The organism is Micromonospora sp. A3M-1-15, from assembly GCF_024213425.1.
GTDB lineage: Bacteria > Actinomycetota > Actinomycetes > Mycobacteriales > Micromonosporaceae > Micromonospora > Micromonospora chersina.
Window position 1 is genome coordinate 1,206,629 of the sequence record NZ_JANAVK010000001.1, and the last position, 14,718, is coordinate 1,221,346.

Below are 14,718 nucleotides of genomic sequence, written 5' to 3' on the forward strand. Positions count from 1 at the left end.
TCACCCCATCACCATCTGCAACTGCTCGTCGAGCCGGGCCGCCAGCGTCCGCGCGTACGTCGCCGTGAGGTGGTTCGTGTCGCGGTACACGAGCACCCCGCCGATCACCGCCGCGCACCGGTCGGCGGGACAGATGGCGTCGTTCAGGTCGACCAGCCGTACCCCGGTGAGGCCCCGCACCGCGTCCACCTGGAGCGGGCCGATGCCCTCCAGCGCCTCGTCGCGCGGCACCGCGCACCGCGTCAGCTCCTCCCGGTGCGCCGATACGCACTCGGCGACATCCAGGCGCGGCGCCGGGGTGTCCCGCAGCACCACCACGGGTGCGATGCCGGCCAGCGACCGCCAGGTCCGCCGCATGCCGTCCACCAGCGCGGTGCGGCCTTCGGTCCCCTTGAGCGTCCGGCCGTCCCGGTAGGCGGAGTAGTTGTAGCTGCTCGTCACGACCAGGTTCGGGCGGTCGGCGGCGAGCCGGTCGGGCAGCGCCCGGTTCCACGCCGCGCAGGTGTCGACGGGCCGCTGGCCGTCCGCGCCGACCACCTCGACGTCGAGGGCCGGGCAACCCGACTTGGTGTACGTCAGCAGCCGCCAGTTCCGCCGCTCCGCCACCGCCCGCAGCGTCGGCACCCACTGCGCGGCGTGCGAGTCGCCGACCACGGCGATGGTGACCGTGGCGTCCTGCGGGCCGTACGCGCAGCGCAGCACCGCGCGTTCGGTGGGGCCGGCGTGGCACCGGTCGGAATAGACCGACGGCAGGTCGTCGCGGGCCACCGACGGGTCGGGCACCACCGACGGGGCGCGGTCGACGGGCGCCCCGGCGGCGGTCGTGCCGTCGGCGGTCAGCACGGCGGCACCCGGCGCGTCGGGCACGCCCCCGCCGGCCCGGGGCGCGGCCGGTGCGGTGACGGCGGTCTGGAAGGCCAGCCCCGCGCAGACCGACAGCACAGTGCACGCCGCCCCGACGGCGAGCGCGACCCGGGGCCGTACCGCGAGCCGGGGCGAGTGCCAGACCGGCCGTTCCACCAGCCGACTGGTCAGGTACGCGAGCACCACGGAGAGGGCCACGGTGGCGACCACGGCCGGCGGGTCCGGGTCGGGCATCCGCGCGGTGAGGACCACGAGCAGCGGCCAGTGCCAAAGGTAGAGCGTGTACGAGATCCCACCGAGGAACTGCATCGGCGGCAGCCGCAGGAGCGCGACCGGACCATACCGGCCGGTGGCCCCGGCGGCGATGACGAGGGCCGCGCCGACGGTGGCGGGCAGCGCCATCGCGCCCGGGAAGGGGGTCGACGTGCTCAGCACCACCGCCGAGGCGGCGATGGCCGCGACGCCGAGCCAGCCCGCCGCCGCGGCGACCGCGCCGGTCAGCCGCCGGATCGGCGCCAGCGCGAGCAGCGCGCCGACGGCGAGTTCCCACATGCGCGTGGTGGTGACGAAGTAGGCCCGGCCCGGGTCCGCCTCGACCAGCAGCACCGACCAGGCGAAGGAGGCCGCCCAGACGACGGCCACCGCGCCGAACGCCAGGGCGCGGAACCGGGAGCCCGGGGTGCGTCCGCGCCGGGCCAGCCAGGCGACGCCCACGAGCAGGACCGGCCACACCAGGTAGAACTGCTCCTCGACCGCGAGCGACCAGTAGTGCTGCACGATGCTCGGGGCCTGGCCGACCGCGAGGTAGTCGACGGACTGTTCGGCGAGCCGCCAGTTGACCAGGTAGAGGGCGCTGCTCACGACGTCCCCCGCGGTGTCCCGCCAGCGGATGTCCGGCAGCAGGAGGTACGTGAGGACCAGGGCTGCGAGCAGGACGAGTGCGGAACTGGGCAGCAGGCGCTTGGCCCGCCGAGCCCAGAACCGGCCGAGCGACAGCCGGCCCCGGGCGGCCACCTCGGCCGCCATCCCGGTCGTGATCAGGTAGCCGGAGATGACGAAGAAGACGTCCACCCCGACGAAGCCGCCGGAGACGTACGGGACGCCCGCGTGCCAGAGCACCACCAGCAGGACGGCGAGCGCGCGGAGACCCTCGATGTCCGGACGGAACGCGCTCCGCGGCCGCTCGGTGGTCGTCCCGGCGTCAGTGGGCGTCGCCGGCGCGTCATCGTCGGCCGGCACGGCCGCCGGCGTGCCGGGTGCCCCCTCGGGCAGGTTCAGCACCAGCGTGTCGTCCTGCGCGGACGGCTCGTCCCTACGGTCCGGGCCGGGCAGGGACAGGACGACCGTGTCGTCCGGCGACGACGGCGTCCCCGTCCGGCGGGCCGCGGGCACGGTCAGCACCAGCGTGTCCTCGGGTGAAGACGGCACCGGCGCGGCCATCGGTGCCGGCGTGGGTGGGCCGACCTCCGCCGGGGTGGGCGGCGGCACGGCGACGCCCTCCGATCCCGTGTCGAGGCCCGCCCCGGCCGGCCGCAGCCGGCGGCGGAGCGCGCGCTGCCCGAGGGTCACCGCGCCGATGACCAGCGCGCCGCCCGCGGCGGACAGGAGGTACGACCACCAGGTCGCCGCGTTCTCCGTGACGTCGCCGTCCAGCCGCAGCCGCTCCTGCGCGCGCTGCCGGTACGCCCGGGCCGCGGCGTGTCCGGGGTCCCGGCTCAGCACGCCGTCGAACCGCTCGATGGCCTGCGAGTAGTGGCCGGCGAAGTAGACGGCCAGGGCCGACCGGAAGGCGCGGTCGGTCTCGCCCAGCCGGTTGTCGACACCGCTCTGGGCGAGGATCCGCTCGATGTTGGCGGCGACGATCAGGTCGCGGATCGGTTCGCCCTCGGCCGAGGTGTCGGTGTCCAGGAGCGCGACGAGCCGGCCGGACGCGTCCACCACGGGCCCGCCCCGGGAGTCGGGACCGAGCTGGCCGCTGACTCCGGTGCGGTTGGTTCCGGTACGCCCGATGACCTCGACGGTGCGGTTGCGGACGGTGTAGGTGCCGGAGTCGCCGGCGCTCTCGCCGAGGGCGTAGCCGAGAATGTCCAGGGAGGAGCCCGCGCGCAGGTCCGGGGCGGGGGCGAGCTCGACGGCCGGGAGCTCGCCGCGGCGCAGCTTGACCAGAGCCACGTTGCCGTCCACCGCCGGCAGCGCCTTCGTGACGGCGCCGGCGACCGCCGGGACGGAGGCGTCCCCCGACGTCGCCTCGCCGAACTGGCCGGTCAGCCGCAGGGTCGGCGCCGTGCCGCGCCGGGGCCCGGTGAACGCGGACGAGCCCTGGAGACCGGCGACGAACCCGTCCAGCCGCTCCGCCGGCAGCTCGTTGCGCTGCACCAGGGTGCGGCCGAGCCGGTAGAGGGCGTTGACGAGGAGCACCTCCCGGCTCGGCTGCACGCAGACCGTGGTGGTCACCACGTAGCCGTCGGGGTTCACCACGGCCCCGCTGCACCGGCGCACCACGACGACCTGTTCGGGACGGACCAGGGCGCCCGTGGCGGTGTTCCGGAGGTAGCCGGCATATCGCGCCTCGAGGAAGGCGGTTGCCGGGGTGGCCACGGCGACCGCCGGCTCGTTGCGGGCGTACGTCGGCACCGCCGCGGCGGCCGGGACGGCGGGGGCGCAGCCGACCGCGACGGTGCCGAGCAGGACGGCGAACCGACGTGCCAGGGCCGTACCAAGGGGCATGTCGGAACTCCGCGCAGCGAGGAAGGGTCGGGCGGTCAGAAGATCAGGGTGTCGCGCAGGTGGTTGGCCACCCGGCGCAGCCGGCCCGCACCGTCGATCGGGGAGGTCATCCGGAAGACGACCTGCCGGTCGATCTGCCCGCTGTTCCCGCCGCGCCAGTAAGCGACCAGCACCAGGCCGTACCGGCGCTCACCGTCGAGCTGAAGCTTGCTGGAGTCGGCGTAGGAGACGAACTGGCCGCCCCGCATCCACTGGAGACCCCAGGCCTCCTCCTCCTGGCGCATCGCGGTCTGCCGCTGGGCGTCGCACGGCACGGGGCACTCCCGCACGATCAGCTCGCCGCCGATCTGCTGCTTGTCGTTGGAGACGCCGCAGTTGTACTTGACGAACCCCTGCGCGCGGCCGGCCGGCGTGCAGTCCCACTCCGCCGGCACCTTCAGGGCGAAGCCCAGGCCGTCGAGGTCGGCGATGGTGCGCACCGAGTCGCCCGGGGTGAACTTGGGCCACTCCTTCGGCCAGTCGCCGGCGCTCGGCGGCTCCAGGCCGGGCGACTGGGGCGGCGTCTTCTGCTCTGGCTGGAGGGCCGGGCTGGTGGCCTCGGTCCTGGGCTTGCCGGGGTCCTCTCCGCCGAACCAGACGACGGCGCCGCCGGCACCGGCGATGACCACAAGGACCAGCGCGGCGATCCCGATCCAGAGCCCGGTCCGGCGGGGGCGCGGCTCGGACGGCGTGATCCGGCGGGCCGGCGCGGAGAACGGGTCGTGCGGTGGGGCGGTGACCGGCTGCGGCGCGGGGGACACCTGCTGCGGCGCGGGGGACACCTGCTGCGGCGCGGGGGACACCTGCTGTGGCGGGGACGAGACCTGGTGCGGCACGGCGGCGTGCATCGCCCAGGGCAGCGGCGCTCCGGAGGTGGGGCTCGGGGTGCCGGAGACCGGCACACCGGAGACCTGCTGGGGCGGCGGTCCGCTGACGGCGCCGGCCTCAGGGATCAGGACCTGCGTCTCGGACTCCACCGGGTGCAGGTCCATGCCGAGGGTCTGGAACAGCCGCTGCGCCCCCATGCCCTCCTCCGAGGGATACGCCACCCACGGCTTCGCGGCGGCGAAGTCGGCGTTGACGTAGCGTTGCCCGCCCGAGGTCAGCGCCATGGCGTTGGCCGCGTTGGCGAAGGCCTCCCGCCAGGGCGGGTCGGCCGCCGCCGCGCCCTCGAGCACGGCCACCGTCACCAGCCGGTCCTGCCCGTCGATGGCCCACCACGCCGTGCCGACCTGGCAGACGCCCAGCGCCTCGGTGAACCTGTACGGGCCGACCGGCTGCATGCGACAACTCCTCTGCTTATCCGCCGTGCGGATAGTACAGAGCGGACGCCCCCTCCCTCGTCCTCCGGTCACCGCACTGCCACTGGTCGGAAGGTTGCGCGCTGAAAGATTTCATGCATAGAGTCACGCTGTGAATGAAAGCGGTGCGGCACCCACCGACCGCCTGCTCGACCTCTTCCACGGCGTCCGGCTCACTCCGACCCAGCGCCGGATCGCGCACTGCCTCGTCCAGCAGGCGGGCGCGGCGGCGTACCTGTCCGCGGCGGAGGTGGCCGAGCTGGCCGGGGTCAGCCAGCCGTCGGTGACCCGGTTCGCCATGGCGCTCGGGCACGACGGCTATCCCGCGCTGCGCCGCCGGCTGCGTGAGCTGACCGCCACGGGCGCCGCCGACCCGGCCGACGCCGGCAACGCCCTCCAGCGGGCGGTGCACGCCGAGATGGGCAACCTCGACCGGCTCGCCGGGCAGCTCGCCGACGCCGGCCGGATCGCCGAGGTGGGCAAGCTGCTCGCCGCCAGCCGTCCGCTGCCGGTGCTCGGGCTGCGCGCCGCCGCGCCCCTGGCGGCCTACTTCGCGTACTTCGCCGCGAAGGTGCACCCGGACGTGCGGGTTCTCGACGACGGCGGCAGCCTCCTCGCCGACCGGCTCGAACAGGCCGTCGCGGCCGGGGCGGGCGCGCTGCTCGCCTTCGTGCTGCCCCGCTACCCCCGGGAGACCATGGACGCGCTGCGCGAGGCCCGGGAGGTCGGGCTGACCGTCGTGGCGATCACCGACTCCCCGGTGAGTCCGGCCACCGACCACGCCGACGTGGTGCTTCCCGCCGCCGTCGGCACCGATCTGGTCTTCGATCTGCACACCGCACCGATGACCCTGGCCATGGTGGTGCTCCAGGCGATCTGCGACGCCACCCCCGCCGAGACCCAGGCCCGGCTCGAGGCATTCGAGTCGTCCGCCACCCGTCGTCAGTTGTTCCTCGGCTGAGAGGAGGAGTGACTTGATAGCTCTTCTTCACATCTGCCTATGGTTGCTTGTTGTGGGTGGCTTCTATCGGATCGGTGGGTTTGCCAAGCGGGTGGGACGCTTGGTGAGGACGGGGCGCCGTGAGGCCGGCGGTGGGATGGACCTGCACCGTGAGGAGTTCGTGGAACTGATGGACGCGGTCGATCGGGCGGGGGTCGCCACGCTGGTGATGGCGTACAAGGACCGGCTGGCACGGTTCGGCTTCGACTTCCTGGAGCAGGTGGCGGCGGGCGGCGGCTGCGAGGTCGCCCTCGCCGGCCAGAAGGCGTTGTCCCCCCGGCAGGATTTGGTGGCGAATCTACTGGCGGTCGTACGCGCCTTTTCACGTCGGCTGGACGGGCTGCGACGTGACGTGAAGGAACTTCAGCAGGCGGACCTGGCCGTGGAGGGCGTCTGGTGAAGGTCACCCGGATCGCTTATTCGACGGCCCTGAATCCGGGCAAGTACGCGGCCTTGGTAGAGCAGGCGCGCCGGTTGGGTCGGGTACGTAGCGAGGTGTGGCAGCGTTTCGGCTCGGTCGGCGGCACCGGTTCGGGGTTGAAGGACCGACAAGTGCGGGATCGGTGGTTGGTCGACGGCACCCACGGTTCGTTTGGTGTGTTGGCAAATGCGTGGAAGGAAACCGTCCGGGATGCCATGGCCCATATCGCGGCGAACCTGGCGGCGGCGAAGGTAGAGGCGCGTTGGGCGGTCTTGCGGCGCACGAGTGATCCGGCCGAGCGAAAGCGGATGCTTTCCGCGCTCGCGACCGACCGATGGGTTGCTGACCCTTTTCTGGCTCGGCAGATGCGCAAGCATTGGAAGCGCGGTCGCAACCGCACGCACGACCAAATCGTGGTGCGCGCCGACCAGCACAACAGCGTCGTTGACCGGCGTGGCCGGTTGTGGCTCGCGGTTCCCGGCCTCGAACGTCGCCGGATGGTGAGGATTCCGCTGTCCACGACTGTCGCGCCGGCGGGCACGTTGCGGCTGATCCTGCGCGATGGCCGGGTAGAGGTTCACTACCAGATCGACTCATCGCAGATGCGGTCGTCGCGGCGGCCGTGTGGTAACCAGACGGTCGGTGTGGACAAGGGATACAGCGAAGTCCTAACGGACTCCGACGGCGCCCGCCACGGCCGCGGTCTGGGTGAGCTGCTGGCCGGCGAGTCGGATCGGTTGAAGGAGCGTAACCGGCGCCGGGCGAAGCTGCGCTCGATAGCCAACAACGCCGCCCGCGATGGCGATCGTGCGAAAGCGCACCGAATCAGGTCTAACAACCTCGGGACCGTGAAGCGCGATCGGCAGGCAGCCCGCCATCGGGCGCGGCTACGAACGGAGGTCTTCAACGCGGTCCACCGGGTCGTGGACAAGGCCGCCACCGTTGTCGCCGAAGACCTCACCAAACACTTCACCGGGCGCAAGAGGCTCGGCAAGAACATCAACCGGCGCCTCGCGACCTGGACCAAAGGGGTCACCGCCGAGGCCCTGGCGAGCGTGTCGGCGCGCAGAGGTTCTGCGCTCGTCCACGTCAACGCCGCCTACACCTCACAAACCTGTCACCGCTGTGGCCGGTTCGGCCGACGCAGCGGGGACCGGTTTCACTGCACCGGGTGCGGGGTGGTGTGGCAGGCCGACGTGAACGCCGCGATCAACATCCTGCAGCGAGCCGGCGACTCCGACATCGCCCTGCACACCCCATATCAAAAGGTGAGGCAGATCCTGCAGGGACGGACCGATCGCCACCGGACCAGACTGCCGGTCCAGGACTCCAGCCCGGCCACCGCCGAGCGGAGAGCGAACCATCCGAACCGCTCAGCCATGAGCAACTAGTAGGAAGCAGTACGAGATGCACCAGCCCGTCCGTGCCGCCCGCGGCACCGCACGCACCGCCAAGGGGTGGCCGCAGGAGGCCGCGCTGCGGATGCTGATGAACAACCTCGACCCGGAGGTGGCCGAGCGCCCCGAGGACCTCGTGGTCTACGGCGGCACCGGCAAGGCGGCCCGGGACTGGCCGTCGTACCACGCGCTGGTCCGCACGCTGACCGACCTGCGCGAGGACGAGACCATGCTGGTGCAGTCCGGCCGGCCGGTGGGCGTCATGCGCACCCACGAGTGGGCGCCCCGGGTGCTGCTGGCCAACTCGAACCTGGTCGGCGACTGGGCCACCTGGCCCGAGTTTCGCCGCCTCGAAGCGCTCGGCCTGACCATGTACGGGCAGATGACCGCCGGCTCCTGGATCTACATCGGCACCCAGGGGATCCTCCAGGGCACCTACGAGACGTTCGCGGCGGTGGCCGAGAAGCGGTTCGCCGGCTCCCTGGCCGGGACGCTGACGCTGACCGCCGGCTGCGGCGGGATGGGTGGGGCGCAGCCCCTGGCGGTCACCATGAACGGCGGCGCCTGCCTGATCGTCGACGTGGACCGCAGCCGGCTGGAGCGCCGGGCGCGCGACCGCTACCTGGACGAGATCGCCGACAACCTGGACGACGCCGTCGAGCGGGTGCTCGCCGCGAAGCGCGAGCGCCGGGCGCTGAGCGTCGGCGTGGTCGGCAACGCCGCGGTCGTCTTCCCCGAGCTGCTGGTCCGGGGCGTCGAGATCGACGTCGTGACCGATCAGACCAGCGCGCACGACCCGCTGTCGTACCTGCCGGTGGGGGTGGAGCTGGCCGACGCCCGGGACTACGCGGCGACGAAGCCGGCGGAGTTCACCGACCGGGCCCGGGCGTCGATGGCCCGGCACGTGGCGGCGATGGTCGGCTTCCTCGACGCCGGCGCCGAGGTCTTCGACTACGGGAACTCCATCCGCGGCGAGGCGAAGCTCGCCGGCTACGAGCGGGCCTTCGACTTCCCCGGCTTCGTGCCGGCCTACATCCGGCCGCTGTTCTGCGAGGGCAAGGGCCCGTTCCGCTGGGCCGCGCTCTCCGGTGACCCGAAGGACATCGCGGCCACCGACCGGGCCATCCTCGACCTGTTCCCCGAGAACGAGTCCCTGGCCCGGTGGATCCGGATGGCCGGCGAGCGGGTCGCCTTCCAGGGCCTGCCGGCCCGGATCTGCTGGCTGGGCTACGGCGAGCGGGACAAGGCCGGGGTGCGGTTCAACGAGATGGTCGCCTCGGGCGAGCTGAGCGCGCCCGTGGTGATCGGCCGGGACCACCTGGACTGCGGCAGCGTGGCCAGCCCCTACCGGGAGACCGAGGCGATGGCCGACGGTTCCGACGCGATCGCCGACTGGCCGCTGCTCAACGCGCTTGTCAACACCGCGAGCGGGGCCTCCTGGGTGTCGATCCACCATGGCGGCGGGGTCGGCATCGGCCGGTCCATCCACGCCGGGCAGGTCTGCGTGGCCGACGGCACCGCCCTCGCCGGGCAGAAGATCGAGCGGGTGCTCACCAACGACCCGGCCATGGGCGTCATCCGGCACGTCGACGCCGGCTACGACGACGCCCGCGAGGTCGCCGCGCGCACCGGCGTCCGGGTCCCCATGGCGGAGGGCGCGGAGGGTACGGAGGGTACGGCGTGAGCGATCTCGCCGTCCGGTTCCGCAAGCTCTGGGACGAGATCGCGCCGGTCGGGCGGGACTCCGGCAGCGGCGGCTACCTGCGCTACGCGCTCACCGAACCGGAGCTCACCCTGCGCGGCTGGTTCCGGGAGCAGGCCGGGCAACGCGGCATGCCGGTCACCGAGGACGGCAACGGCAACCTGTTCGCCTGGTGGGGCGACCCGGCGGCCGGGGACGCCGTGCTCACCGGCAGCCACTTCGACTCGGTGCCGCACGGCGGGGCGTACGACGGGCCGCTCGGCATCGTGAGCGCGTTCCTGGCCGTGGACGAGCTGCGGGCCGCCGGGGCCACCCCGGTCCGGCCCGTGGCGGTGGCCGCGTTCGTCGAGGAGGAGGGCGGCCGGTTCGGCGTACCCTGCCTGGGGTCGCGGCTGCTCACCGGTGAGATCGCGGTGGACCGCGCGGCCGGGCTGCGCGACGCGGCGGGGGTGAGCTTCGCCGAGGCGCTGGGCGACCGGCCGGCGGGCGCCGATCCCGGCCTGCTCGGCCGCTTCGCGACCTTCGTGGAGCTGCACGTCGAGCAGGGCCGCGCGCTGGTCGACCTGGGCGCGCCGGTCGCGGTGGCCAGCGCCATCTGGCCGCACGGCCGCTGGCGCTTCGACTTCCACGGCGAGGGCAACCACGCGGGTACGACCCGGATGGCCGACCGCCGCGACCCGATGCTCACCTACGCGTTCACGGTGCTCGCGGCGAACAAGGAGGCCCGGCTGCGCGACGCGCACGCCACCGTGGGCCGGGTGGCCGTCGAGCCGAACGCCACAAACGCCATCCCGTCGAAGGTGACCGGCTGGCTGGACGCCCGGGCGGCCGAGCCGGCGACGCTGGACGGCCTGGTCGAGGCGGTCCGGGCCAAGGCCGCCGAGCGGGCGAAGCGGGACGGCACCGAGCTGACCTGCACCGAGGAGTCGGCCACCCCGCTGGTGGCGTTCGACGGCGGGCTGGCCGACCGGCTGGCCGCGCTGCTCGACGCGCCGGTGCTGCCCACCGGGGCCGGGCACGACGCCGGGGTCCTCGCCGCTCACCTGCCGACCGCGATGCTCTTCGTGCGGAACCCGACCGGGGTGTCGCACTCCCCCGCCGAGTCGGCCAGCGACGCCGACTGCGCCGCCGGGGTGGCCGCCCTGGCCCGGGTGCTGGAGGAGCTGGCATGCCGCTGACCCGCTGGCTGGCCGAGTACGCCTGGCTGCCCGACCACGCCGAACCCACCCCCGACGTGCTGATCGAGGCCGAGGGCGGCCGGATCACCGCGGTCACCCCGCTGGTCGGCGGCGGCGCGGCCCCCGCCGGGGTCGAGGTGCTGGGCGACGCCGTACGCCTGCCCGGGCTCACCCTGCCCGGCCTGGCCAACGCCCACTCGCACGCCTTCCACCGGGCGCTGCGCGGGCGCACCCACGGCGGGCGCGGCGACTTCTGGAGCTGGCGGGACGTCATGTACGACGTGGCCGCCCGCCTCGACCCCGACTCCTACCTGGCCCTCGCCCGGGCCGCGTACGCCGAGATGGCCCTCGCGGGGATCACCTGCGTCGGCGAGTTCCACTACCTGCACCACGGCCCGGAGGGCAGGCCGTACGCCAACCCGAACGCCATGTCGGCCGCGCTCGTCGAGGCCGCCGCGCACGCCGGGATCCGGCTCACCCTGCTGGACACCGCGTACCTGACCGCGAGCGTGGACGGCGCGGAACTGGCCGGGACGCAGCGCCGGTTCGGCGACGGCGACGCGCTGCGCTGGGCGGAGCGGGTCGACGCGTTCCGCCCGGAGAACGACCACGCCCGGCTGGGCGCGGCGATCCACTCGGTCCGGGCGGTGCCCGCCGAGCAGCTCGCCACCGTGGCCGGCTGGGCCGATCGCAACGGGGTGCCGCTGCACGTGCACCTCTCCGAGCAGCCGGCCGAGAACGACGCCTGCCGGGCCGTGCACGGCTGCAGCCCCACGCGACTGCTGGCCGACCACGGGGTGCTGGGCCCGCACACCACGGCGGTGCACGCCACCCACCCGACCAGCGCCGACGTCGCCCTGCTCGGGGACAGCCGGACCGGGGTGTGCCTCTGCCCCACCACCGAGCGGGACCTGGCCGACGGCATCGGGCCGGCCCGGCGGATGGCCGAGGCGGGCAGCCCCTTGAGCCTGGGCAGCGACAGCCACGCCGTGGTCGACCTCTTCGAGGAGGCCCGCGCCGTGGAGCTGGACGAGCGGCTGCGCACCCGCAGGCGCGGGCACTTCACACCCGCCGAGCTGGTCGGCGCGGCCACCGTCGGCGGGCACGCCGCGCTCGGCTGGGGCGACGCCGGCCGGCTGTCCGTCGGCGACCGGGCCGACCTCGTGACGGTACGGCTGGACAGCGCCCGGACCGCCGGAGTGCCGCCGGTCGGCGCGTTCTTCGCCGCCACCGCCGCCGACGTGGCGCACGTGGTGGTCGACGGGCGGACGGTCGTGGCCGACGGCCGGCACCTGACCGTGGACGTGCCCGCCGAACTCCACTCGGCCATCGCGGAGGTGACCTCATGAGGGGCAGCCTGCTGGTCGACAACATCGGGGAGCTGGTCACCAACGACATCGGCGGCGAGGGCGGGCCGCTGGGCATCCGCCGGCACGCCGCCGTGCTCGTCGAGGACGGGCAGGTGGCCTGGGTCGGGCCGGCCCGGGACGCGCCGGCCGCCGACCGGCGGATCGACGCCGAGGGCGCGGCCGTGCTGCCCGGCTTCGTGGACAGCCACGCCCACCTGGTCTTCGCCGGCGACCGGGCCGCCGAGTTCGCCGCCCGGATGGCCGGCGAGCCCTACACCGGGGGCGGCATCCGCACCACCGTCGGCGCCACCCGGGCCGCCTCCGACGGCGAGCTGCGGGCCACCGTCCGGCGACTGCGCGGCGAGGCCATGCGGCAGGGCACCACCACCATCGAGATCAAGAGCGGGTACGGGCTGACCGTCGCCGACGAGGCCCGCTCGCTGCGGATCGCCGCCGAGTTCACCGAGGACACCACCTTCCTCGGCGCCCACGTGGTCCCCGCCGAGTACGCCGACCGCCCCGACGACTACGTGGGCATGGTGTGCGGTCCGATGCTGGCCGCCGCCGCGCCGTACGCCCGCTGGATCGACGTGTTCTGCGAGCGGGGCGCCTTCGACGTGGACCACGCCCGGGCGATCCTCGCCTGCGGGCAGGCCGTCGGGCTGGGGGTGCGGTTGCACGCCAACCAGCTCGGCCCCGGGCCGGGCGTCCAGCTCGGGGTGGAACTGGGTGCGGCCAGCGTGGACCACTGCACGCACCTGACCGACGCCGACATCGACGCGCTCGCCGCCACCCGGGTCGACTGCATGTGCGCCGAGGGCGGGCACACCTCGACCGTCGCCACCCTGCTGCCCGGGGCCGAGTTCTCCACCCGGTCGCCGTACCCGGACGCGCGCCGGCTGCTCGACGCCGGTGTCACCGTGGCGCTGGCCACCGACTGCAACCCCGGGTCGTCGTACACCTCGTCGATGCCGTTCTGCGTCGCCCTCGCCGTACGCGAGATGCGGATGACGCCGGCGGAGGCGGTGTGGGCCGCGACGGCCGGCGGGGCGGCGGCGCTGCGCCGGAACGACGTGGGCCGGCTCGCGCGGGGCGCGCGGGCCGACCTCATGATCCTCGACGCCCCGTCCCACCTGCACCTGGCCTACCGGCCCGGTGTGCCCTTGATCCGCCAGGTTCTGCACAACGGAGTGCCGCAATGTCGACCGTAGTCATCCAGCCCACCGGGGTCTCCCCCGCCGACGTGCTCGCGGTGGCCCGCGGCACCGCCAAGGTCGTCCTCGACCCCGCCACGGTGGAGGCGATGGCGACCAGCCGGTCCATCGTGGACGGCATCGAGGCCGCCGGCCGGCCCGTGTACGGCGTCTCCACCGGATTCGGGGCGCTCGCCAACACCTTCGTCGCGCCCGAGCGGCGGGCCGAACTCCAGCACGCGCTGATCCGCTCGCACGCCGCCGGAGTCGGCGCGCCCATGCCCCGCGAGGTGGTGCGGGCCATGATGCTGCTGCGGGTGCGCTCGCTCGCCCTGGGCCGCTCCGGGGTCCGCCCGGTGGTCGCCGAGGCCCTCGTGGACCTGCTCAACCACGAGGTGACCCCGTGGGTGCCGGAGCACGGCTCGCTCGGCGCCTCCGGCGACCTGGCGCCACTGGCGCACTGCGCGCTGGCGCTGCTCGGCGAGGGCTGGGTGCTCGGCCCGGCCGGCGACCGGATCCCGGCCGGCGACGCGCTGCGCCGGCTCGGGCTGGAGCCGCTGGAGCTGGCCGCCAAGGAGGGGCTGGCGCTGATCAACGGCACCGACGGCATGCTCGGCATGCTGCTGCTGGCCGTCCACGACGCCCGGCACCTGTTCGCCATGGCCGACGTGACCGCCGCGCTGGCCATCGAGGCGATGCTCGGCTCGGAGCGGCCGTTCCTGCCGGAGCTGCACGCCATCCGGCCGCACCCCGGCCAGGCCGCCTCGGCCGCGAACATCCACAAGCTGCTGCAGAACTCGGCGGTGATGGACTCGCACCGCGACGACCTGGCGCACGCCGTGCAGGACGCCTACTCGATGCGGTGCGCGCCACAGGTGGCCGGCGCGGCGCGGGACACCCTCGACTTCGTCGAGGTGGTGGCCGGCCGGGAGCTGCTGTCGGTGGTGGACAACCCGGTGGTGCTGCCGGACGGGCGGGTCGAGTCGACAGGCAACTTCCACGGGGCGCCGCTCGGTTTCGCCGCCGACTACCTGGCCATCGCCGCCTCCGAGGTGGGCGCGATCGCCGAGCGCCGGGTGGACCGGCTGCTCGACGTCACCCGCTCCCGGGAACTGCCGGCGTTCCTCTCCCCCGACGCCGGTGTCAACTCCGGCCTGATGATCGCCCAGTACACGGCGGCCGGGATCGTCGCGGAGAACCGCCGGCTGGCCGCCCCCGCCTCGGTCGACTCGCTGCCCACGAGCGGCATGCAGGAGGACCACGTCTCCATGGGCTGGGCGGCGACCAAGAAGCTGCGCACCGTGCTGGACAACCTGACCAGCGTGCTCGCGGTGGAACTGCTGGCCGCCGTGCGCGGGCTCCAGCTCCGCGCGCCGCTGACCCCGTCGCCGGCCGGCCGGGCCGCACTTGCCGCGCTCGGCGAGGCGGCCGGCGAGCCGGGCCCGGACGTGTTCCTCGCCCCGCTCATGGAGGCGGCGCGGGAGGTCGTCCGCGGCCCCGAACTGCGCGCCGCGATCGAGCGCGAGGTCGGCCCGCTGGCCTGAGCA

Annotated in this window: 10 protein-coding genes; 8 read left to right on the forward strand and 2 right to left on the reverse strand. The window is 74.2% G+C overall.

Annotated elements, in window-relative coordinates:
* Positions 1-3,591 carry an SGNH hydrolase domain-containing protein gene (locus tag NLX85_RS05515; RefSeq protein ID WP_254331921.1) on the reverse strand — a complete coding sequence of 1,197 codons (3,591 nt, stop codon included), beginning with the start codon at positions 3,589-3,591 and terminating at the stop codon, positions 1-3.
* Between the two features lie 35 nt (positions 3,592-3,626).
* A complete protein-coding gene (locus NLX85_RS05520) occupies positions 3,627-4,913 on the reverse strand; it encodes a hypothetical protein (protein WP_254331922.1) in 1,287 nt (428 codons plus the stop codon).
* Positions 4,914-5,043: 130 nt separating this feature from the next.
* On the opposite strand from NLX85_RS05520, the gene NLX85_RS05525 reads away from it, so the two are divergent.
* The 8 genes from NLX85_RS05525 (at position 5,044) to hutH (ending at position 14,715) form a co-directional block, all read left to right on the forward strand.
* Positions 5,044-5,892: a MurR/RpiR family transcriptional regulator gene (locus NLX85_RS05525; protein ID WP_148427168.1), complete on the forward strand. Its 849-nt coding sequence runs from the start codon at positions 5,044-5,046 to the stop codon at positions 5,890-5,892.
* Positions 5,893-6,028: 136 nt separating this feature from the next.
* A complete protein-coding gene (locus NLX85_RS05530; protein WP_254331923.1) occupies positions 6,029-6,331 on the forward strand; it encodes a recombinase family protein in 303 nt (100 codons plus the stop codon).
* Positions 6,328-7,743, forward strand: a complete 1,416-nt coding sequence (locus NLX85_RS05535; RefSeq protein ID WP_254331924.1) for a transposase — start codon at positions 6,328-6,330, stop codon at positions 7,741-7,743. Before NLX85_RS05530 ends, NLX85_RS05535 begins: the two co-directional genes overlap by 4 nt.
* 16 nt (positions 7,744-7,759) lie before the next feature.
* Positions 7,760-9,433 carry a urocanate hydratase gene (hutU, locus tag NLX85_RS05540; protein ID WP_254331925.1) on the forward strand — a complete coding sequence of 558 codons (1,674 nt, stop codon included), beginning with the start codon at positions 7,760-7,762 and terminating at the stop codon, positions 9,431-9,433.
* Positions 9,430-10,629, forward strand: coding sequence for an allantoate amidohydrolase (locus tag NLX85_RS05545; protein WP_254331926.1), 1,200 nt, complete (start codon positions 9,430-9,432; stop codon positions 10,627-10,629). Before hutU ends, NLX85_RS05545 begins: the two co-directional genes overlap by 4 nt.
* Positions 10,626-11,978: a formimidoylglutamate deiminase gene (locus NLX85_RS05550; protein ID WP_254333658.1), complete on the forward strand. Its 1,353-nt coding sequence runs from the start codon at positions 10,626-10,628 to the stop codon at positions 11,976-11,978. Before NLX85_RS05545 ends, NLX85_RS05550 begins: the two co-directional genes overlap by 4 nt.
* The gene (gene hutI, locus NLX85_RS05555) at positions 11,975-13,189 is read left to right on the forward strand and encodes an imidazolonepropionase (protein ID WP_254331927.1); all 1,215 of its coding nucleotides are present in this window, start codon (positions 11,975-11,977) and stop codon (positions 13,187-13,189) included. Before NLX85_RS05550 ends, hutI begins: the two co-directional genes overlap by 4 nt.
* The gene (hutH, locus tag NLX85_RS05560; RefSeq protein WP_254331928.1) at positions 13,177-14,715 is read left to right on the forward strand and encodes a histidine ammonia-lyase; all 1,539 of its coding nucleotides are present in this window, start codon (positions 13,177-13,179) and stop codon (positions 14,713-14,715) included. The genes hutI and hutH overlap by 13 nt, the downstream gene beginning before the upstream one ends.
* The last annotated feature ends 3 nt before the right edge of the window (positions 14,716-14,718 follow it).

What these genes read in the sequence shown, in the direction of transcription:
- NLX85_RS05515 (WP_254331921.1), bottom strand. Translation starts at nt 3,591, where the DNA reads ATGCCCCTTGGTACGGCCCTGGCACGTCGGTTCGCCGTCCTGCTCGGC.
- NLX85_RS05520 (WP_254331922.1), bottom strand. Translation starts at nt 4,913, where the DNA reads ATGCAGCCGGTCGGCCCGTACAGGTTCACCGAGGCGCTGGGCGTCTGC.
- NLX85_RS05530 (WP_254331923.1), top strand. Translation starts at nt 6,029, where the DNA reads ATGGACCTGCACCGTGAGGAGTTCGTGGAACTGATGGACGCGGTCGAT.
- hutU (WP_254331925.1), top strand. Translation starts at nt 7,760, where the DNA reads ATGCACCAGCCCGTCCGTGCCGCCCGCGGCACCGCACGCACCGCCAAG.
- hutI (WP_254331927.1), top strand. Translation starts at nt 11,975, where the DNA reads ATGAGGGGCAGCCTGCTGGTCGACAACATCGGGGAGCTGGTCACCAAC.
- hutH (WP_254331928.1), top strand. Translation starts at nt 13,177, where the DNA reads ATGTCGACCGTAGTCATCCAGCCCACCGGGGTCTCCCCCGCCGACGTG.